Origin of the sequence: Chryseobacterium sp. SIMBA_028 (assembly GCF_046535285.1) — a bacterium.
Lineage (GTDB): Bacteria > Bacteroidota > Bacteroidia > Flavobacteriales > Weeksellaceae > Chryseobacterium.
In genome coordinates this window covers 59,359-80,160 of record NZ_JAWRWZ010000005.1, presented here as the reverse complement: position 1 = coordinate 80,160, position 20,802 = coordinate 59,359, and the positions used below count along the sequence as shown (strand labels likewise).

The following is a 20,802-nucleotide window of genomic DNA, read 5'->3' as shown; positions in this document are numbered from 1 at the left end:
ATCCTCTCATCATCTATTAATATAAACTTCACAATTAATTAAGATTCTCCTAAACTTTTCCTGAAAACTTAGCCCTTATTTTGCCCCTGAAAAAGAAGTAAAATGAAAAAACAACTCCAAAAGAGTATTACGCTACTTGCTTTGTTTTCTGCGGGCCTTGCTTTTGCACAGAGCCAAGTATTAGAAGGCAGGGTATTGGATGAGAAAGACAACACTCCTATAGAGGGTGTAAAAGTAAAGGTGAATGATCAGGAAGTAACTACTGATATTGCCGGATATTACTCAATCAATCTATCACCTGGTACCAATTACATTATAACGGTAAGCTCTAACGGATACAACAGAAAGGAAATCAGTGAAGTTATTGTAAAAAATGATGGTAACACTCACCTTGATATTGTTTTAGATAAGCCCACTACTAAGGAAAAAGAAATTGAGGGAGTTGTAATAAAATCAAATGCAAGAAAAGAAACCATAGCTTCTACCATCGGTTTACAGAAAAATTCAGGGGTAGTTTCTCAGGTTATTGGTGTTGAAGCTATTAAAAGAAGTCCGGATAGAAACACGGGAGAGGTTCTGAAAAGAGTTTCGGGGGTGAGTTTATTTGATGGAAAATATATTGTAGTAAGAGGTTTATCAGATCGTTATAATCAGGCCATGTTAAATGGTATTCAGTTATCCAGTACGGAGCCTGATAGAAAGACATTCTCTTTTGACCTTTTCCCTGCCAATGTTATTGAAACCCTGGTAATTAATAAAACTTTTATTCCTGAATATACAGGTGAATGGGGAGGCGCATTAATCCAGGTAAATACTAAGGATATTCCTAATAAGAATTTCTTTAATGCACAAATAGGTGTAGGAGGAAACTCTATCACGATGGGACAAGAGTTCCATATGCAAAAAGGAGGAAAATGGGACTTTTTAGGAATTGATGACGGATATAGAAAACTTCCGACCAATATGCCTGCAAAAAATGCATTCACGGTCTTAACGGAAGCTCAGAAAACAGAAATCGGTAAGGGATACACCAAGAACTTTGGCTACAATAGTGTGGGTTATCCTGAGAACATAAGTTTACAACTAGACGGAGGTTTCAATACCAAGCTATTCGGAAAGGATTTAGGAGTAATTGCAGTGCTAAACTACAGCAACAACAAAAGAAGAACTGAATCTACCAACCGTTTCTTTACCATCAACAACCAACTTGCTGATACGAACTTTGATTATTTTACTGAAAAATACAGCAATGATGTTACCTTGGGTGGAATGTTGAATTTTACCTTAAAGCTTAACAACAACAATAAAATTTCCATCAAGAATATTATCACCAATAACTCGGTGAATCATATGTCTTTCCGATCTGGAAAGGACTTTGAATTTGATCCTATCAATGGAACGAATATCATAGCAAGAGAAACAGGATTTAAAAATACTACATTCTATAACTCTACTCTTACCGGAACCCATAAGATAGATGCTCTTGGCGGATTTACCGTAAACTGGTACGGAAGCTTCGGAATCCTAGACCAATACATTCCATTGCTACAGCGTTTGCAGTATAACCAGTATACCAATATAGAAGGAAGTCCTTATCTGGCGTTGATTTCTAATGGTCTTTCACAAAAATCAGGAAGTGTTTTCTATTCCACACTAAGCGATTATTTATACAATGCTGGTGGTGATATTTCTAAGACATTTACTTTATTTGGACAGAAGCAAACCATCAAAGGAGGATATTTATTCCAGGTAAAAGACAGAATATACAATTCAAGACCATTCTCTGTAAGGCTTGAAAGATACAACCAGGGATTACTGTCTCAGCCTTTTGAAACCATCTTTAATCAAGAAAACTTCGGAACTGATGGTAGATTTACATTCGATGAAATTGCCGGAAATCAGTACAGATATATTGCCAACACCATTCTTAATGCTGGATATTTACAGTTTGACAACAACTTTACGCCTTGGTTAAGAGCTGTATGGGGATTAAGAGTTGAGAACTTTGACCAGTTAGTGGGAAGCACAAGAAAAAGTGATGACCGTTTTGTAAACACTCGTGTAACAGACTTTTTACCGGCGCTTAACTTAACATTCAAGGTAAATCCTAAGATGAATGTACGTCTTGCCGGTTCACAAACTGTTGTAAGACCAGAGTTTAGAGAGGTTTCTCCTTTGGCTTATTATGATTTCGACTTGGGAGCTACGGTAATTGGTAGTAAAAATATTGAAAGAACTAAGATTACCAGTGCGGATCTTCGTTGGGAATATTACCCAAGAAATGGTGAGATCTTCTCGGTGGCAGGTTTCTATAAAAACTTCAAAAAACCAATCGAACTATACTTCAATCAATCGGGGGTAGGAACGAGTAATACATTCAACTACCTTAACGTAGACAAAGCAGATGCGTATGGAATAGAGGTTGAATTCAGAAAAAAACTTGATTTCATCTCTGCACTTAGAAACTTTACATTGGGTGGAAACGCTTCCAGAATCTGGAACAGAGTAACGGATGAAACCACAAAAATAGACAGACCCATGCAGGGGCAGTCTCCTTACACGATCAATGCCAGTCTTCAGTATGATACTGAGAAATCCGGGTGGTCATCTACTGTACTTTTCAACATGATCGGAAGAAGAATTCTTTATGTAGGAAATGATCAGGTTCCACCAATCTGGGAAGCTCCAAGACCTCTTTTAGACTTCCAGATTTCTAAAAAAATATGGAAAGACAAAGGTGAGCTAAAGCTGAATGTTTCAGATATCCTGAACCGTCGTGCTAAATTCTACCATGACCTTAATGACAATGGTAAATATGACAAAACAGATGCTCTTGCTATTGAAAGAGTAACAGGTACCAATATCAGCTTAACACTGGGGTACAAATTTTAATATATCCAATAAATAATCTAATAAAAATAATTTAATTCTTTATAACATGAAAAAGTTCGTTTTATATTCTTTAATGCTTGGCGCTCTAGTATCAACTACCGCTTGTAGAAATATAGAAGAAGATGGACCTACCATCGTTCAAGGTGGTGGTAACGGAAACGGAGAGACTGAAAACCTTATTCTTTCAGGAAAAATCACATCAAATCTTACCCTTAAGGCTAATAAAATCTATAAGCTAAGAGGATTAGTATATGTAACTAACGGAGCTACTTTAACCATCGAGCCGGGTACAAAAATTGTAGGTGAAGCTGATAAAAACGGAGCTTTAATTATTACAAGAGGAAGTAAAATAATGGCAGAAGGTACTGCTGCCAACCCAATTATCTTCACTTCAGAAAAGCCAAGTCCGAAAAGAGGAGACTGGGCTGGTGTTGTTATCCTAGGAAATGCACCTACTAATGCATCTTTCGGAGGTGCTAACGGAGTTGGAGAGATTGAAGGAGGTATCAACAACTCTGAAGGTCTTGGACTTTACGGTGGAACTAATGCTGCTGATAACAGTGGTATCTTAAAATATGTAAGAATTGAATATGCAGGATATGCTTTCTTACCAGATAAAGAGGTTAACGGACTTACATTCGGAGGTGTAGGTAACGGGACTACAGTAGATTATGTAGAAGTTGCTTATGCTAATGATGATAGTTTTGAGTGGTTCGGAGGAACAGTAAACTGTTCTCACCTTATTTCTTACAAAGGTCTTGATGACGATTTCGATACTGATAACGGTTTCTCAGGAAATGTTCAGTTCGGTATTGCAGTAAGAGATGCTCAGGTAGCGGACGTTTCAGGCTCTAACGCTTTTGAATCTGATAATGATGCCAACGGTTCTTCTCTAACGCCTCAATCATCAGCGACATTCTCTAATATGACGATCATTGGGCCAATCAATTCTTCAAGCCCAGGTTCAATCAATTCATTGTTCCAAAATGCATTACAGATCAGAAGAAACTCTTCTATTTCAGTATTCAACTCTGTTTTCACAGGATTCCCGGTTGGTTTATTCATTGATGCCACTAAAGGAACTCCAACAGATAATAATATTGTAGGTAATAAACTGTTTTTTGAAAACAATATTATAGCAGGAAGCACCACTCCTTTAAAATTCGGAGCCTCTACTTCTACTCCTACAAGCTACACATTAAACGATCTTACCACATGGTTTAATGCTAAAGGAAATACAATCCTTGCTTCTACTGCTGATGTAAAACTTGCCGGTGCATGGGCTCCTGCAGGAACTACCCCTAACTTTACTCCAGCTTCAGGCTCTCCACTATTAACAGGAGGAGCATTTACTAATCCTAAATTAGCTACTTGGTTTACTCAGGTAACGTACAGAGGTGCTGTAAAAGATGCGAATGATACTTGGTATGCAGGTTGGACAAACTTCAATTTATAGAACAATATAGTAATTAGATTTTATTCAATCAGAAGCCTTTGGAAAGATTTTCCGAAGGCTTTTTTTTACTTGATTTTCAAAAATGACCAACAACAGCACTTTTGAATGTTAAAACGTGTTAACATTGAAAATTCAGATTCTCATAATTCCTGAGAAATAAAATAACTCCACATTGCCATATCTGACTTAATTTATACAATTGGGTTTAAAGACAGATGAATTTGGTCTATTTATTTGTTTATATAAAATCGATTCTGCCCTTATTAAACAAAGTATAAATCACAAAAAAAGCCACCGGAAAACTCCGATGGCATTCACAAAAAACAAGTGTATAAAAAATATATATACATTTCATTTAACTTCTCCAAAACAGATTCCCTTCATGCATCAGGGCTTCTATTTTAGAGATTCTGGAAACAGCTTCTGCGGAACATGAAGCATCCGTAAGCACAATGGCAGCTTCATCACCTGTCTTAGGCCATTGCTGGTTTCCTTTTTCATCCAATGGAAGAATACTTTGGGTAGCAAATTGTAAAGTTCTTGATAGGGCAAATTCTGTAGCATATCCGTATAATTCTGCAATCAGATTTGCTTTCTGCAACATATTTCCGGATCCGAATGTACTCCAGTAATCCTGAACATTATCATTTCCAATCAGGACATTTACACCATATTTCTTTAAAGTTGGAATCGGCATTATCGTTCCTTTAAAAGGCACAGAAGAAGCAATTCCCACCTTTCCTGCCGCCAGCCTTTCTGCAATCTGCTCAGTTTCTTTTGGAGAAAGATGTGCCAGTGCAAATGCATGACTTACAAAAGTTTTTCCCTGAAGCGCCGGATTTTCAATTGTTTTATCAATCAGATAGTTGATTGTTTTCATTCCCGACTCTCCTACTTCATGGAGGTGAATATCAATTCCTTTGTTATGATCAAGGGCGAGCTGCACCGTAAAATCCATTACTTTCTCGATACTTCCGTCAATACTCAATGGATCCAATCCTCCGATAAAGCCAACACTTTTTAGCTTGGCAGCTTCTTTCATTAAAGGCGCCGAAGCCGTATAGTATACACCATGCTGTGGAAAGGCAACCAGTTCCGCTTTAAAAGAATCCTTTTTATTTTCGAGAGCCTCTTCCAAATGCTCAAGAGATTGTAATCCTGAGGTAGGATCAATATTAAAGTGTGTTCTCGCAAAATGAGTTCCATAGTGCTGTTGAAGATTAATCAACTGCTCTGCCCTATCGACAGAAGTTTTTAGCAGTTCCGGAATGATTTCCTGCTCATAGGCAATCATATCCTTTACTGTTCTTCTTTTCGGAGAAAGAGCCTGCCATGGAAGACCATATAATGTTTTGTCCAAATGGATGTGCATATCCCTAAAAGCGGGAAGCATCAGATATCCTTTGGCATCTATTGCATCAGAGGCGGGATCATTTGCTTTTACAGTCTTGATCTTTCCATCTTCAATTTCAATACTGAAAAGGCCTGTTTTTGTTCCGATTACCTCTTCATTTTCATATTCAAAACCTGTTTCCAGGCGGACATTTTTTAGGGAATATTTTCCTTTTGCAGTTAATTGATAGGGAAATTGCATTCTTTAATATTTTAACACTACAAAATTACACCAGCTTTTGTTGAAAACCGGTGTATCAATTATGTCTTGTTTTGTATAAATTATTCCTTGAATTGAGATGGAGTCATTCCGGTCTGAGCCTTAAAGAACTTAGAAAAACTGGCATGATCATAAAAACCCAGGTCGTAAACAATGTCTTTTACAGACATTTCTGAAACTTTTAAAAGGCGCTTTGCTTCCAGTAAAATACGATCCTGAATAAGCGATGATGCAGAAGCATTAAGATTCTTTTTACAGACGATATTGAGATAATTGGCAGAAATATTAAGTTTATCTGCATAAAAGGAAACCGATCTTTCTGTCCTGAAATGTTCATCAATAAGAAGTAGAAATTTTGAAATGATCGGGTTTGAATTATAGACTTCAAAATCCTTAAAGGCACCTTTCACCGATTGGCTTACCAATAAACCGATTAACTCACTTCTTTTTTGAATCAGTTCCCAAAAAATATTTTCTTCAGATAATTCTTTTTGAATAGCCTGAAACTCATACAAAAAAGTTGAAAAACACTCCCTGGAAAGATTAATAACCGGATGATTCTGATAATAAGAAGCCGAAAAACGTAATGATGGCAAAAAACTTTCAAACCAATCCCTGCTGATCATTAACTGGTAGCCTATCGTTTCTTTTTCAATCACCCATTGATGTACCTGATCAGGAAAAAGAAGATGAATCTGATGGTCTCCAACCTTATATTCTGTAAAATCTATGGTATGTGAGCCTACTCCGTGTTCAAAAAGATTAATGATAAAAAAATCATGCTTGTGGGGATCATTAATAGAGCGTGCCCCGTAAAGTTCATTAAACAACAAATTGCAGCCCTTAAGCTGATTCTCACTAAACTCCTGAATTCCTAAAATGGGAAAATGATCTGTATGATAACCCACGCTACCTCAATTTCTCTTAAAATTAATAAAATTTATGAGAGAAAAAATTAAAATAGCCACAAAAGATACAACATACCCTTTGTGGCCAAAAAAACACCAACTAAATTATATCTCTAAATTCTTAAGTAACAAATCATTACATCTTGTTAAAAACATTTATGAAATGATATGGGGTGAATATTAAATCGTAAGATTTGGGCTATGACTTCAGGATTTGGGCAATTGCTGTAAATCCTAATGATTCTGCATGCTGCAAAGGTGTTTTCCCTGAATGGTCCGGAATATTGATATCCGCTCCGTTATCTTTTAAAATCTTTACAATTTCCTGATATTTTTGGGTTCCATTTCCAAGAATAACCGCTTCCATTAAAGCCGTCCAGCCTAAGCGGTTCACATGATTGATAGGGAAATTCTTTGTTGTAACCAAAACCATCACAGTATCCACATGTCCTCGTTCACAGGCAGGAATCAAGGCTGTACCATTATAACGATTAAACAGATCAAAACGGGCTCCATTTTCAAGAAATAATTTCACCAATTCTGTTTGTCCACTAGCTCCGGCATACAAAAACGCGCTGTCCAATTGATCATCCTGAAGATTAACATTTGCTTTGTAGGAAACCAGAAGTCTTGCCATTTCTGTTTGCTTTTCTATCGTTGCAATCAATAGTAAAGACCGTCCCTTTTTATCCTGGGTATTAACATCGGCACCCTGATCCAACGCCAGTTTTACGGCAGAGATATTATCTTTTTTCACCAAATTTATTATATCTTTTTCCTGCATCATTTCTTCTTTTGGAAAATCAACAGGTTTTTCTTCACAGGCACTCAGGCTTCCAAACGCTAAAAGAAATACCAATACTTTCTTCATTCTATTTAAGATAAGGATTTAAAAAACAACATTTCCATGATGCACCAACGATTCTACCTCTGAGATTCTTGATACTGCTTCTGCAGAACAGCTTGCATTCAATAAGACAAAATCTGCCCTATCTCCTGTTTTAGGCCATTGCTGAGTTCCTTTATCATCCAAAGGAAGTACATTTCCTGTTGCCAGCTTTAAGCTCCTCGATAATAAAAATTCGGTTGAATATCCATACAGCTGTGCCATCAGATTGGCTTTCTGAAGTACACTTCCGGTCCCGAAAGTATTCCAGTGATCTACAATACTGTCATTTCCGGTTAATACTGTTACATTGTGCTTGTATAATGTCGGAATAGGCATAATCATTCTTCCAAAAGGAATCGTAGAAACAATCCCGATTTGTGCTTCGGCAAGTTTTTCAGCCACTTCTTCCTGTTTGGAAGCTTCTAATTTGGCTAAGATAAAACAGTGGCTCAGGTAAGTTTTTCCTTTTAAAAATGGATTTTCATTCACTTTTTTAATAAGGTATTCAACGGTCTTCAGTCCGGAATCTCCTGTTTCATGCAAATGAATATCTATTCCTTTTTTATTATCCAAAGCCAATTGAACTGTAAAGTCCATCACTTTTTCAATATCTCCATCTACATTGAACGGGTCTACTCCACCAATAAAATCAACATCCATCTTTGCAGCCTCTTTCAGGTAAGGAGCTGATTCTGTATAAAACACTCCATGCTGTGGAAAAGCCACCAATTCAGCACCGAAGCCTTTCTTTTTATTTTCTAAAGCTTTTTGTAGATTTTTTAAGGACTGAAGTTTTGAAGTCGGTTCAATATTCACGTGACTTCTTGCAAATGAAGTTCCTTTAGACTGCAGCAATTCAATCATTTTTTCAGCTTTAAATGTTGAATTCTTAAGCATTTCAGGAAGCATTTTCTGTTCAAGCTCAATCATTCCTTTCACTCCTCCTGTTCTTTTTCTTACAGCGTGCCATTGATCTCCATAAAAGGTTTTATCCAAATGAATATGCATATCTTTAAATGCAGGAAGCATTAGTAATCCTTTTGCATCTACAGCCTTTGCATTAGGTTGATTCGGAGCAATCTTGGTGATCTTTCCGTTTTCAACTTCTATATAAAATAGATCGGTCTTGGTAGCAGAAACTTCTCCCTCCTCATATTCAAAACCGGTTTCTAAACGAACATTTTTAAGGTTCAGTTTTCCCTTTGCTGAAATATTTTTCTCATCCACAAAAGGTGATGCAGTCATGATATTAGGTATTAAAGTTAATCCTGCCATTGCCAGTGCTGAATTTCTTATAAAATTCTTACGGGACATATTATTGTCTGAAGTCTTCATTTCCAATCTATTTATGACAAAAATATAAAGAACTGTCCTGAACAAAGTGTATGGTTTATTACAAAATCTGTATGATTTATACTTTCTTGATTTTATAATAAATACTTCTGTAATATTTTTGGATTAAAGAGGGAATATAGAAATAATTAATATAAGAATTCTACTAATTAAGCATCATTCCCTAACTTTCTTCTTATTTTTGAAAAAAAATTTTATGAAAAAAATATTAAGCATTATTTCGATATCTGCATCGCTGATTGTATCTGCCCAAACAGGGATTAATACTGAAATCCCAAAAGCGACCCTTGATATTACGGCTAAAAAAGAAATTTTGACCATTGACGGATTACTTCCCCCAAGATTAACCCGTGCAGAGCTTACAGAAAAAGGAAACACTTTATATGGAAAGGAGCAGGAAGGAGCAATATTATATATTACAGATGTTACGGAAGGAGATAGGTTGGGACAGAGAGAATATATAGAAGGTAAAGGTCTCTACATCTTTGATTCTGAAGCAGCCAATAAAGAGGGACGATGGATGTGCCTATTCTGCTATGCTGCTCTATAATAAAAACTTAATTACTCGTAAAAAAATACAAAAAGAGACTGCCTAATAAGGCAGTCTCTTTATATTTATAAATTAGAATATTCAAATTTTCTTACAGCTTCCAGTGTCATGTCAATTTCTTTATCCTTGATTGCATCACTGATAAAGTAAGTTTCATAACCACTTGGTGGAAGATACACTCCATTCTGAAGCATCTGATGGAAAAAATTATTGAACAATGAATGATTAGCTTCCTGTGCTTCATCAAAGTTGGAAACTCTGTTGATATGGAAGAATACAGAAATCATAGAACCTTTTCTGTTGATTTTATGAGCAATTCCCTTTTCATTTAAAATCTTTCCGATTTCAAAATCTAAGGTTTCTGTTGTTTTATTTAATCTGTTGAAAAATTCCGAATCGTTTTTAATCAGTTGAAGAGTTTTTAGTCCAGCTCTCATTGCCAAAGGATTTCCACTTAATGTTCCGGCTTGATATACCCCTCCTTTTGGTGCCAGATGATCCATAATTTCGTTTCTTCCTGCAAAGGCTCCCACTGGAAGTCCACCTCCGATTACTTTTCCATAGGTTACCAAATCTGCCTTAACATTGAAAAGCTCCTGCGCTCCTCCAAATGCCAATCTGAAACCAGTCATTACCTCATCAAAGATCAGTAAAGCACCATTTTCATCACAGATTTTTCTAAGGTTTTGCAAGAAGTTGTTTTCCGGCAATACGCATCCCATGTTTCCTGCAACCGGTTCAATGATCACAGCTGCAATTTCTCCCTGATTATGACGGAACAAATCCTCAACCTGCTCAAAATCATTGTAACGAGCCAATAATGTATCTTTAGCTGTACCCGCTGTAACTCCCGGAGAATTTGGATTTCCAAAAGTTGCGGCACCACTTCCCGCTTTAATCAGAAAAGAATCGGAATGACCGTGATAACATCCTTCAAATTTTACAATCTTATCTCTTTTGGTATATCCTCTTGCCAGTCTGATGGCACTCATACAAGCTTCTGTTCCTGAAGAAACCATTCTGATCTGGTCTATATTGGGAACGTTTTCAATGATGAATTTTGCAATCTCCGTTTCAAGTTCTGTAGGAGCACCGAATGAGAATCCTTTTTCTGCCTGAATTTTCAGTTCTTCCAATACTTCAGGGTGAGTGTGCCCTAAAATAGCCGGACCCCATGAGTTGATGTAATCGATATACGTATTATCATCTGCATCGGTAAGGTAAGCCCCCTTTGCCGATTTCATGAAAACGGGAACTCCGCCCACAGATTTGAATGCTCTTACCGGAGAATTTACTCCTCCCGGAATGTATTTATAGGCTTCCTCAAATAAAGCCGAACTTCTTTGGTACTTCATATATTTGTTGCTGGCTGACGGTTCTTAATTGACGCGTAAATTTTACTGTCAATGATAAACCATCAACAAAAATTAGTTTCTTGGTTTTTTATCAATCAAATAAATCAGCTGTCCTGCAGATGGCTGTTGTCCCTCATCCATTCTGTTTTTGGCATATAGCTTGTGTAGTTTGATTCCGAATTTCTGGGCAATATCATGCATATCTTCACCTGATTCTGCCTTGTAAGTAGCCGTATTCCCTGCAGAGTTTTTAGATTCAAGGAAAACGATTTCATTTTTCTTCAATTCTTCATTCTCCAGTTCATTCCACTTCATCAGTCTGCTTTCGCTTACTTTGAATTTATTGGCAATGAACTTAACATTGGTATCTTCAGGAATGATGATATATTTCAAGCCGTCATTCGGGTGGCTTTTGATAAGAATAGAATTAAGAATCTCAGCTTTTGTCTTGATTCTTTCTACTCTTTTTTGCTGTTGTGCATAGGAAGTCTGCTTGTATGGAACTTCTACGGTAACGGGTTCCTTGGTTTTCTTTATTGCCTTTCCAGGTTCCAGCTGAGCCATGAATGTTCTGTCGTCTTTCAGATCCGGATACATTTTAAGGACCGCATACAACACTTCTTTAGAATTCGTGTTGTCGTATTCGTATAATTTATACTTTTCAATTTTCGTAATAAGGATTGAAGCGTATCTTGGGTTAGTTGCATATCCAGCTTTTTTCAAACCGGTAGCCCACGCTCTGTAATCCTTCATATCAAGCTTGAAAAGATTAGCATAATATTTTCTGGTGGATAAAAATATGGAATGGTCTTCATAAGATTGTCTTGGATCATCATACACGCGGAAGCACTCGTTGGGAGCATCGTCCGTATGTTTCATTGTTTTACCTGTCCAATCTTCTTTACATTTTATTCCGAAGTGATTTTTTCCCTGTTGTGCTAATCTGCTTTGCCCACCTCCGGTTTCCAGGAGTCCCTGAGCAAGAGTAATAGAAGCCGGAATTTTATATTTTTCCATTTCCTCTACTGCATATTTAGCAAAATTCTGAATGTACTGATCTTCAGTTGCCCAGCCCTGGGCAGAAAGTTTTGATAAAACTAAAAGGCTTATTGATAGGAAAAGTCTTTTCATGTTTTTCAATTTTACTTATATAATTAAATTTCTATTCTGTTTTTCTAAAAGCAGATTTGCTCCCTCAATTCCCTGCAATCCACCTGTATGAAAGCACAAAATTCTGCTGTTTTCAGGAAAATACTCTTCATCAATCAGTTCAAATATCTTCTGCATCATCTTTCCTGTATAAATCGGTTCTAAAGGAATTTCATATTTTTCTTTGAAATCATTGATAAAACGAATATTTTCATCACTTATTTTACCATAACCTCCAAAACATGAATCTATTAGATTAAAATTATGTTTCAAAGTTAATTCAAAAATTTTATTTTCCAGTGAAGCATCGTCAACAACCTTACATCCTATAACTTTCTGATTGTCTTCACAAAATTTTGAAATTCCTGCAATGGTTCCTCCGGTTCCAACTGCGGTGCAAAGATAGTCAAAATCTTTTGTTTGCTCATTGAGCATCATTTTTACGCCTGCTACGGCCTCTTCATTGGTACCTCCCTCGGGAACAATCAGTGCTTCAGGAAACTCATATTGCAGAAATTCAGTTAGCTTTTCTTTATGGCGATATTCTTCGCGGGTGACAAATTTCAGGTTCATTCCGTTTCTTTTAGCAAAAAGCAATGTTGGATTATCGCGCCATTTGTGCTGTAATTCTTCTCCTCTTATGATCCCCAGTGTAGGAATACCCGCCAAATTTCCTACCGCTGAAACCGCAGCAATATGGTTAGAAAAAGCACCACCAAAAGTAATAACATAGGGCTTTTCCGGATTCTTTTCCAGATAATGATTGACATTGTAAAACAATTTCCAATATTTATTGCCTGAAACCTGCGGGTGAATCAGATCTTCTCTTTTTATGAAAAGTCTTACATTTTTATGGATTGGAATTTCCTGAATGGGAATCGGTTCTGTCGGGAATTTTAATAGCATTTTAGTTTTTGTACTATTCATGGGTTATTATTGCAAAAATAGGAAAAGATTTAATTTTAAATAACCGTGCTATTTGTGTTTGTAAACATTAAGTTTTGGCTCCTATGTTTGCAAAAGAATAAATTTACATACAAAAGCAGAAGGAGTGAGAGAAGAGTTTTGATTTCTTTATTTGTTAAAGCGGATTAAAATCCACCCCTATTGAATATTATGATACTGATTGATAGTTGACAACAAGATCATTCATCATTTTAAAGATATTTCCTAAAGTTCCAGAATTTTCTCTTTTTAAGATAATTCAAATTGTGTTCGTTAGCATAAGCTTCTCTTTCGAATGATATTCTTTTATAGGCCAGATAGCCATCTTTTAGTTTAAAGAACCAATAATAATATTCGATGACATAGAAAATATAGAAGAATATAATGAGCATTTCTAACTGTTGTCTAAGATGGATTTTTTCGTGATTGATAAGTACATTATTTTCCTTATCTTCGGGTTTCCTAATGAAGATAAAGGGAAAAAGAGCAATGCCATTAATTTTTAACTTTTTTAGTGGCTTTTGGCATACAATTATCATAGTAACAAATATAAAAAGTTTTTTGACTTGCTTTTAACTTATGGCCCATTATGACATCAAAGAAGGTGAAGACTTCTACTATAATGAACAGGGATACAAGGTTTTTACAGAAAAATTCCATCTAAAAAGGGGACATTGCTGTAAAAGCGGCTGCAGACACTGTCCTTACGGGTACGATAAAAAGACTGATACATTCATTAAAAATGATAAAAAAAATAAATAAAATGAAAAAATATATTTTTATTTTGTTGGCATCCGCTACATTGGGTTTAACTTCATGTAGCCCTTTTCAGGTACGTTCGGATTATGCTGAAACAGCCAATTTCAATTCTTTTAAAACGTATAAGATAAGAATTGATGATTTAAAATTGAATGATATTGATAAAGACAGGGTTTTGAATGAACTTTCAAGACAACTTCAAAGCAAGGGGCTTCAGTCCGGAGAAAATCCAGATCTGATTGTCAATGTAAAAGCTAACCATAAGAAAGTTACGGATATCAATAGTTCTTCTCCTTACGGAATGTGGGGATGGGGCGGACCATTCGGATGGGGTGTTGGGATGAACAGAACATGGACAACCAATTACAATGAAGGAGCGCTGATTGTTGACCTCATCGATTCAAAAACCAACAAATTGGTTTGGCAGGGTATCGGAAGCGGAATTTCTGTAGATTCTCCAAAATCTAAGCAAAGACAAATTCCTGAAATTCTGGCTGAGATCATGAAAAATTATCCACCACAGAGAAAATAAGATGTAATTCTATTATTATATATTACCAGCACTTTTTGTGCTGGTTTTTTTATGAGAAACTGTGTATTTACTATCCATAAAGGCTGTCTTAATTCGTGGGTAACACACCTCTATTTAAAGCTGAATGCGGTACATTCAAAATTAATGGTAATGTAATTTTTTATTCATAAAAATATAGTAATCTTGTTAGAAATTATATTATATGAAAAAAATCATCTTATTCTCTGTATTTGCGGGACTTGCCAACGCACAGGCACCTGCAGGATATTATAACTCGGCCAGCGGACTGAATGGCGCAGCATTGAAAACGGCATTGAGCAGCATCATTAGTAGCGGACATCAGGACAAAGGCTATGGCGGACTGTGGACTGCTTATAAAACTACAGATATTGATAAGGACTATGAAAATGACGGTTCCATTCTTGATATCTATTCAGAAAAGCCTGTAGGAACTGATCCATACAAATATACTCCGGGTTCTAACCAGTGTGGAACTTATTCTACAGAAGGAAACTGCTATAACAGGGAACACATTGTTCCTCAAAGTTTGTTTAATCAGTCTTCACCAATGGTATCTGATGTTCACTTCATCAGGGCTACAGATGGAAAGGTAAACGGAATGAGAAGCAACTATCCATTTGGAAAGGTGGGAAATGCTACTTTTACTTCTCAAAACGGATCAAGGCTTGGAAGTTCTATTTCTTCAGGATATGCGGGAACGGTTTTTGAGCCGATTGATGAATTTAAGGGTGATGTAGCGCGTATGATCTTTTATTTTGTAACGCGTTACCAGAGTAAACTTTCTTCTTTTTCTTCAGGAAATATGTTAGGAAGTTCTACATTCCCGGGACTTCAAACCTGGGAGCTAAATGTTCTTCTTGCATGGCACAATCAGGATCCGGTTTCACAGGCGGAGATTAAGAGAAATAATGCTTCTTACAGCTATCAGGGTAACAGGAATCCTTTTATTGATAATCCAAGCTATGTTAATCTTATCTGGGGTTCTCAACAACCAACAGGTGATACTCAGGCTCCAACAACAGCTACAGGTTTAAATGTTTCCGGAAAAACGGCCAATAGTATTTCTCTTGCATGGAATCCTTCTACGGATAATATAGCGGTAACAGCATATGATATTTACATGAATGGAAGTCTGAAAACCTCTGCGAGTTCTACTTCTGCTACAATTTCAGGATTGAACCCTTCCACTACATACAATTTTTATGTAATAGCTAAGGATGCTGCAGGAAATTCTTCATCTAACAGCTCTACAGTTTCCGGAACAACAAATGCAGGAGGTACTACAATTCCAACTACGGACTGTGTAAATGAAAACTTCGAAACAATTCCGGCAGCGAGCTCTACTTACACTTCTAAAACATGGAGTAATAATGGGGTTTCCTGGACAGCTACAGATTCAAGAACTGACCAAACGATCAACAATAAGGCTATTACGATAAGAAATGGTTCTTTAACGTCTAGCAGTTCATCTAATGGTGGTATTGGTTCTTTAACGGTAACTACACAAATGAAATTCTCAGGAAGCAATGGTACTTTTGATGTAAAAATAAATGGAACAAGTGTTGGAACTATTCCTTATAGTACAACAGCTACTACAACAACTATTAACAATATTAATGTTTCAGGAAACGTAACGGTAAGTTTGGTCAATAATTCTGCAAGTAACAGAGTGGCTATTGATGATCTTAAATGGACGTGTTATTCTGGTGCTGCAGGAAGACAGGCGCAAAGTATTGCTCCAAGCTATAAGGTCTCTCCCAATCCGGTTACCAATCAGGAAATCTTTGTAAGTGGCGATGTTCAGAATATCAAGAAAGCTGAAATCTACACATTACAGGGAAAGGTTCTTCAGACTATTGACAGTCCTTTTAGAAATGGAAATTCAATCAAGACCAGAAATCTTGGTCAGGGGGTATACATTTTGAAGCTGGATGGTTCTACGATACAGTTTTTGGTAAAATAAATCAGGTATATTTATTATAAAAGGCCTGTCTTCTCGTGAGACCGGCCTTTTTGTTTTTTATTATTCAAATTATTTTTATTGGTCTTTTCTGACCGGATCTAAGGTAGGATCCCAAAGTCCTAATTTGTATTTTTTATTGAGGTATTTTACCGTGCTGTTGCGTGATACTAAAAATTCTCTGGCTATAGCATATTCATCAAAGTTGATGGTAAAATGTTCTCTGTACTTTTTTATTTGAGGAGTAATAATGAGGCTGTCAAAAGTTTCTTGCGCCGTTTCATTTTGATGGAAACTCAAAGAATCCCAAAGTTTTTTTTGGGCTTTAAAACATGAATCTTCTATCTGATATTCATATCTATTGATAAAGATGCCGGCCTCCGTATTTTTATCATCCAGTTTTTTAAGAAAGGAATTTACATACTTCAGGGTATCTCCTGTAGGTTTATATTTTGCAATTACAGTTCTAAGTTCATCATTTGCTTTTGTCTCTTTTTTCTGATTTTGAGAACAGGACAGAAGCAATATACACCAGCTTCCTATTAATGCTATATTCTTTATCATATCAAAAATTTCACTTAGTAAACTTTAAATTCGGTTTCTCCTTGTGGGATATAAAAATAGCGGTTGATAAACATTCCTCTCATCCCTCCATCATAATCAACTTTTGCCCATAATGCAGTGTTTCCTCTTAATTGATTGTCTGTTGTATCAAGCATTAATGCCACCAATTTGCCTCCTGCAAAAAACTGTAATTTATATTTTTCTATAGGCTGCATCTTGAATGTAGAAGATGTATATGCTTGATTAAGCTCTTTCCAATTATTTTCAATTTCGTTTTTGTTACTGTATCCAGATACAAACAAATCTTTGAAACTATCGTACTCAAGCTTCGCAATATTGTCCAGTTCTTTGTTCTGATAAATACTCCAGATCTCTTTATATTTTTTCAGTAATTTTGTTTCCAACTCTTTTTTATCCATTTTTTGAAGATCTTGTGCATTTTCAAAGGCTGAATGTAATTGATAAGGAACGTTTACTTTGACATCAAAACTTCCTTCGTAATAATTTTTTCCTGCTCCTATAAATTTCTGATTAGAATAATTGTCAGCTATTTTTACTTCTGTAGAAGGGGTTTTAAATTCTTGTACTACAACATCTCCCTGACTTTCATTTTTCATATCAAAAGATTCCAGATTCAATGTCAAAGAAGTCTCTTCAGATAAAGCTGCTGAATTGACCGGATATAATTTATAAGTTATTTTTTGAGTACCATTTTTAAAAATAAAAGGATTTATCTCAAAGGCCGAACTCGTTGGCTTTTTAAATTGTTTAAAAGCGGGAAAGTCATTAATAAATACTTCAAAATAACATTGATTATTCTCATATCTGAAACCATAATTGGGTTCTATAGGATAATTTTTTACCTGCTTTGATATTTCTGTGACAATATTATCTGCTGTAATATTGGGATTTTGCATAGTCTTATTTTTTTCTTGTGAACAGCTTTGTAAACTGATTAATGTTAAAAATATTGGAATAATTCTTTTCATTTTATTTAAGGTTTAAATAATTGAATCTCATACATTGGCATTTCAAAAGGTTCTATTAATGTAAACGGAGCTGGTTTCCCTTTATTAGTAGATGCATCAAAAACATCAGTAAATCTATTTTTAATTTTAAGCTCTCCCAGGTATGTTCCTTCAATACCAGAACAATATAATGTTTTTTTAACAAAGAGCCCTTTTCCGCCTTTATTATCGACTCCATATCTCAATCGGGATCCACATGAGCCTTGAATTGTTATATTAAGTTTTCCTTGTATTGATGTCTGTAATGGATCAAATTCAAACTCATATTTGTATGACCCTAATACCGTTGCCGTGAATTTTATCTGGTCTTTAAGCAGAACTTCATCTTTTGCTGTAAAAATACCATTCTTTAGCTTATCAGTTATGGAGTATGTATTGGTAAGAAGACTATATTTCACATTATGTTCAAACATTATATCGCCTTTTACCTCTATAATTCCTTTTATTTCTGGTACTCCTTTATTTTTGAAATATTCTGCAATGCTGTTATTATTCTCTTTATTTAGGTCTAATTTTTTCTTAGCCTCCTTATCTTTGGGATACATTGCCCCTTTTATATCTTGTATCGTTTTCGTTATCAGCTGTAACAGATCAAACTCTTTTTTGAAACTCAACGCAATTAAAGGATCTGCTTTTATATTTACTTCATACACTACTCCTAACCTACCGTCTTTCTGCTTTTGATAATACATTCCTGCATTCATTGCTATTGCTGGTGGAATAAGTTCCACCCCTGCATCTTCCATTCTTTTTAAAACAGCGTCTGCTCTTCTTGCCATTTTAGCGAATTTCTGAAGTTTGGTAGCAATATTTCTCCCTCTTGTTAGATAGATCATTAAAAGCTCGACAAGAATTCCTATCACTACAAAACCATAAATAACGGCTGCTGCTGCAAATCTCGTATAGTCGGTCTGCTTAATAAGATTGGTCTGGCTACCAACAAGAGAAAGCTCCTGCCCTGATTTCTCCACGGTACGGTTATGAATGGTGTGGATTCCGTAGAAATAGCTTTTTGCCTGGCTTTCAATATATTTCAACAGGGTCTGCTCCATGATAAAATTGGCAGGAAACAGCCTGTATATTTTATAGAATGTTGTATTCTTCAATTCATTAAGAACATCAGAAATCCCTTGCTCCAGAGTGAAATTTTTCTCATGAAAATAGTAAGGCATTACTTTATCTTCGCTATTGTACTGAAAATGGCCAATCCAAATAATATCCGGATATACTCTTACTTCCAGGGTAGCATTTTTCTTACTGGCATAATAAGCACAACTATTGATGTAAAAGGCAAATTTATAATCAATCACTGACAAAGGATTAAGAAATTTTGCCAGCATTAATACATAGTTCTTGGGAAACTCAGCCTGTTGTGAAAATACGGTTTGTTTTATCTTATTTCCTTTTTTAGGCAGTAAGTCTTTACCTCCCGTCTCATTAATATAGATCGTAGTTTTATCATGCTTTTCTTTTCTGAAACATCCTTTATTTTCACGATCAATTACGCTTACAGTAATTTCTTTATTTTTTTTTGCATCCGGACCGATGGTTTCATAGATCAATGCAGCCTGGTTGTATTCTAAATAGCTGAAATCAATCTCTACTCTGCGGTTCTTTTTATAGGCTTCTTCAGTTTTTCCTGATACGGCAGGGTTTACTTTACCATAGCCTCTCGTCTTTATTCTATTTTTAAGAAGTCCTCCTTTTACAAAAAAATCTTTTACCGCTTGTGCTCTTCTTTCAGAAAGGCCCTGATTATAATCCAGGCTACCCCTATCATCTGCATGCCCGGAAAGGGTCATATCCAGATGTTGATTGTATAATAGAAAGTCTAGTATTGTTTGTAAAACGTCTCTTTCACCAGGACGTATCACTGATTCATCAAAAGCAAAATGAATTCTGTTGGTTACCAGCTGCGTTTCGGAAGTTACTTTTTTAAATTTTGTGCTCCCCTCTTTAAACACTACAAAATGTTCTCCATTATCATCTACATTAATTTGTTTAAATGTACAATTATGTGTATTCTTTGCATTTTTATCAGGCAAGCCTACTTTGGTAGGAGTATTCGTTACGGAACTTTCTATGCCTTTACTTACCACATTATTCTGAATCCTAAGAAAACGTGCGTGGGTATTGTCTTTACCATCCGTTACTTCGAGCCCTGATGCTGTTTTTACTCTTACATAGAATTCCTCCTTAGCTTTAGGTTTACCTATTATACCGTACCATTGATACGTATTTCCTATTTTAATATTAATCTGTCCATCAACAACGTCTACGTTATAATAGGTAAAAATCAGTTTATCATCCTTAAGGCCTTTTCCTCCTTCTACAACTTTATAAACATCTACAAATACCCTTTCACCATTCAATCCTTCTGTGTCTAAACGAAGATAAATAAGATGTCCGTAAGAAAACACATAGCTTTTTCTTGAATCTTCACCTCCTTTTTGTTTGCACCAGGCACTATTGGTAATTCTGGGCTCAGACCAGCCCTTTACATACAATCCTGTGGTATTGGAATCTCTTTTTCCCGAAAGACTTGCTTCTATATAGTAATAATAGCTTCCACAATATTTTTTTGGAATCTTAAACTTATACCCAACTGCAGATGCTTTTTTCTCAATAACTCCTTGTCTGTCCGTAGTTTGTTTTATCCAAACCACCGGTTTCTTCTTTTCTTCAGCAGTAGTACCCGGCAGCCAATCTTTCACCTCAAAAGTAACCTCTTTATCGGCTATAAGTGTCACTCTTTTTCCTGGCACTGTCATATCAGGATGATAAGGACCATTGAATTTTATTGTTTTAACTCCTTTTGCCATTTCTGTT

At 35.9% G+C, this 20,802-nt stretch carries 17 protein-coding genes; 6 read left to right on the top strand and 11 right to left on the bottom strand.

Annotated elements, in window-relative coordinates:
• Positions 1–102: 102 nt before the first annotated feature.
• Positions 103–2,892, top strand: coding sequence for an outer membrane beta-barrel protein (locus SCA31_RS08010; protein WP_410696434.1), 2,790 nt, complete (start codon positions 103–105; stop codon positions 2,890–2,892).
• 46 nt (positions 2,893–2,938) lie between these two features.
• A complete protein-coding gene (locus SCA31_RS08005; RefSeq protein ID WP_410696433.1) occupies positions 2,939–4,348 on the top strand; it encodes a hypothetical protein in 1,410 nt (469 codons plus the stop codon).
• 355 nt (positions 4,349–4,703) lie between these two features.
• Here SCA31_RS08005 and SCA31_RS08000 read toward each other — a convergent pair whose 3' ends face one another.
• From SCA31_RS08000 to SCA31_RS07985, 4 genes are all read right to left on the bottom strand, one after another.
• A complete protein-coding gene (locus tag SCA31_RS08000; protein ID WP_410696432.1) occupies positions 4,704–5,942 on the bottom strand; it encodes an amidohydrolase in 1,239 nt (412 codons plus the stop codon).
• Positions 5,943–6,022: 80 nt separating this feature from the next.
• A complete protein-coding gene (locus tag SCA31_RS07995; RefSeq protein ID WP_410696431.1) occupies positions 6,023–6,868 on the bottom strand; it encodes an AraC family transcriptional regulator in 846 nt (281 codons plus the stop codon).
• Between the two features lie 199 nt (positions 6,869–7,067).
• On the bottom strand, positions 7,068–7,739 hold the full coding sequence (locus SCA31_RS07990) for an ankyrin repeat domain-containing protein (RefSeq protein ID WP_410696430.1): 672 nt from the start codon (positions 7,737–7,739) through the stop codon (positions 7,068–7,070).
• Between the two features lie 18 nt (positions 7,740–7,757).
• Complete coding sequence (locus SCA31_RS07985; RefSeq protein WP_410696429.1) at positions 7,758–9,092, bottom strand: amidohydrolase; 1,335 nt, start codon at positions 9,090–9,092, stop codon at positions 7,758–7,760.
• A 214-nt stretch (positions 9,093–9,306) separates the two neighbouring features.
• On the opposite strand from SCA31_RS07985, the gene SCA31_RS07980 reads away from it, so the two are divergent.
• The gene (locus SCA31_RS07980) at positions 9,307–9,660 is read left to right on the top strand and encodes a hypothetical protein (RefSeq protein ID WP_410696428.1); all 354 of its coding nucleotides are present in this window, start codon (positions 9,307–9,309) and stop codon (positions 9,658–9,660) included.
• 65 nt (positions 9,661–9,725) lie between these two features.
• Here SCA31_RS07980 and hemL read toward each other — a convergent pair whose 3' ends face one another.
• The 4 genes from hemL to SCA31_RS07960 form a co-directional block, all read right to left on the bottom strand.
• Positions 9,726–11,015: a glutamate-1-semialdehyde 2,1-aminomutase gene (gene hemL, locus SCA31_RS07975; protein WP_410696427.1), complete on the bottom strand. Its 1,290-nt coding sequence runs from the start codon at positions 11,013–11,015 to the stop codon at positions 9,726–9,728.
• A gap of 72 nt (positions 11,016–11,087) precedes the next feature.
• Entirely contained in the window at positions 11,088–12,146 is a 1,059-nt protein-coding gene (locus tag SCA31_RS07970; protein ID WP_410696426.1) for a glucosaminidase domain-containing protein, read from the bottom strand.
• Between the two features lie 15 nt (positions 12,147–12,161).
• Positions 12,162–13,070, bottom strand: coding sequence for a 1-aminocyclopropane-1-carboxylate deaminase/D-cysteine desulfhydrase (locus SCA31_RS07965; RefSeq protein WP_410696606.1), 909 nt, complete (start codon positions 13,068–13,070; stop codon positions 12,162–12,164).
• A gap of 251 nt (positions 13,071–13,321) precedes the next feature.
• Positions 13,322–13,648: a hypothetical protein gene (locus tag SCA31_RS07960; RefSeq protein WP_410696425.1), complete on the bottom strand. Its 327-nt coding sequence runs from the start codon at positions 13,646–13,648 to the stop codon at positions 13,322–13,324.
• Positions 13,649–13,688: 40 nt separating this feature from the next.
• On the opposite strand from SCA31_RS07960, the gene SCA31_RS07955 reads away from it, so the two are divergent.
• From SCA31_RS07955 to SCA31_RS07945, 3 genes are all read left to right on the top strand, one after another.
• Complete coding sequence (locus SCA31_RS07955; RefSeq protein WP_034745671.1) at positions 13,689–13,871, top strand: DUF5522 domain-containing protein; 183 nt, start codon at positions 13,689–13,691, stop codon at positions 13,869–13,871.
• Position 13,872: 1 nt separating this feature from the next.
• Positions 13,873–14,400, top strand: coding sequence for a DUF4136 domain-containing protein (locus SCA31_RS07950; RefSeq protein WP_109619095.1), 528 nt, complete (start codon positions 13,873–13,875; stop codon positions 14,398–14,400).
• A gap of 202 nt (positions 14,401–14,602) precedes the next feature.
• Entirely contained in the window at positions 14,603–16,384 is a 1,782-nt protein-coding gene (locus SCA31_RS07945; protein WP_410696424.1) for an endonuclease, read from the top strand.
• A 75-nt stretch (positions 16,385–16,459) separates the two neighbouring features.
• Here the strand turns inward: SCA31_RS07945 and SCA31_RS07940 are convergent, their stop codons facing one another.
• The 3 genes from SCA31_RS07940 to SCA31_RS07930 all read right to left on the bottom strand — a co-directional run bounded on the left by SCA31_RS07940 (position 16,460) and on the right by SCA31_RS07930 (position 20,795).
• Positions 16,460–16,945, bottom strand: coding sequence for a hypothetical protein (locus SCA31_RS07940; RefSeq protein WP_410696423.1), 486 nt, complete (start codon positions 16,943–16,945; stop codon positions 16,460–16,462).
• A 14-nt stretch (positions 16,946–16,959) separates the two neighbouring features.
• On the bottom strand, positions 16,960–17,862 hold the full coding sequence (locus tag SCA31_RS07935; RefSeq protein WP_410696422.1) for a hypothetical protein: 903 nt from the start codon (positions 17,860–17,862) through the stop codon (positions 16,960–16,962).
• Between the two features lie 77 nt (positions 17,863–17,939).
• Positions 17,940–20,795, bottom strand: coding sequence for an OmpA family protein (locus tag SCA31_RS07930; protein ID WP_410696421.1), 2,856 nt, complete (start codon positions 20,793–20,795; stop codon positions 17,940–17,942).
• Positions 20,796–20,802 lie beyond the last annotated feature (7 nt).

Coding starts and splice junctions, on each gene's coding strand:
- SCA31_RS08010 (WP_410696434.1), top strand. CDS start 103: ATGAAAAAACAACTCCAAAAGAGTATTACGCTACTTGCTTTGTTTTCT.
- SCA31_RS08005 (WP_410696433.1), top strand. CDS start 2,939: ATGAAAAAGTTCGTTTTATATTCTTTAATGCTTGGCGCTCTAGTATCA.
- SCA31_RS08000 (WP_410696432.1), bottom strand. CDS start 5,942: ATGCAATTTCCCTATCAATTAACTGCAAAAGGAAAATATTCCCTAAAA.
- SCA31_RS07990 (WP_410696430.1), bottom strand. CDS start 7,739: ATGAAGAAAGTATTGGTATTTCTTTTAGCGTTTGGAAGCCTGAGTGCC.
- SCA31_RS07985 (WP_410696429.1), bottom strand. CDS start 9,092: ATGAAGACTTCAGACAATAATATGTCCCGTAAGAATTTTATAAGAAAT.
- SCA31_RS07980 (WP_410696428.1), top strand. CDS start 9,307: ATGAAAAAAATATTAAGCATTATTTCGATATCTGCATCGCTGATTGTA.
- hemL (WP_410696427.1), bottom strand. CDS start 11,015: ATGAAGTACCAAAGAAGTTCGGCTTTATTTGAGGAAGCCTATAAATAC.
- SCA31_RS07970 (WP_410696426.1), bottom strand. CDS start 12,146: ATGAAAAGACTTTTCCTATCAATAAGCCTTTTAGTTTTATCAAAACTT.
- SCA31_RS07965 (WP_410696606.1), bottom strand. CDS start 13,070: ATGCTATTAAAATTCCCGACAGAACCGATTCCCATTCAGGAAATTCCA.
- SCA31_RS07960 (WP_410696425.1), bottom strand. CDS start 13,648: ATGATAATTGTATGCCAAAAGCCACTAAAAAAGTTAAAAATTAATGGC.
- SCA31_RS07955 (WP_034745671.1), top strand. CDS start 13,689: ATGGCCCATTATGACATCAAAGAAGGTGAAGACTTCTACTATAATGAA.
- SCA31_RS07950 (WP_109619095.1), top strand. CDS start 13,873: ATGAAAAAATATATTTTTATTTTGTTGGCATCCGCTACATTGGGTTTA.
- SCA31_RS07945 (WP_410696424.1), top strand. CDS start 14,603: ATGAAAAAAATCATCTTATTCTCTGTATTTGCGGGACTTGCCAACGCA.
- SCA31_RS07940 (WP_410696423.1), bottom strand. CDS start 16,945: ATGATAAAGAATATAGCATTAATAGGAAGCTGGTGTATATTGCTTCTG.
- SCA31_RS07935 (WP_410696422.1), bottom strand. CDS start 17,862: ATGCAAAATCCCAATATTACAGCAGATAATATTGTCACAGAAATATCA.
- SCA31_RS07930 (WP_410696421.1), bottom strand. CDS start 20,795: ATGGCAAAAGGAGTTAAAACAATAAAATTCAATGGTCCTTATCATCCT.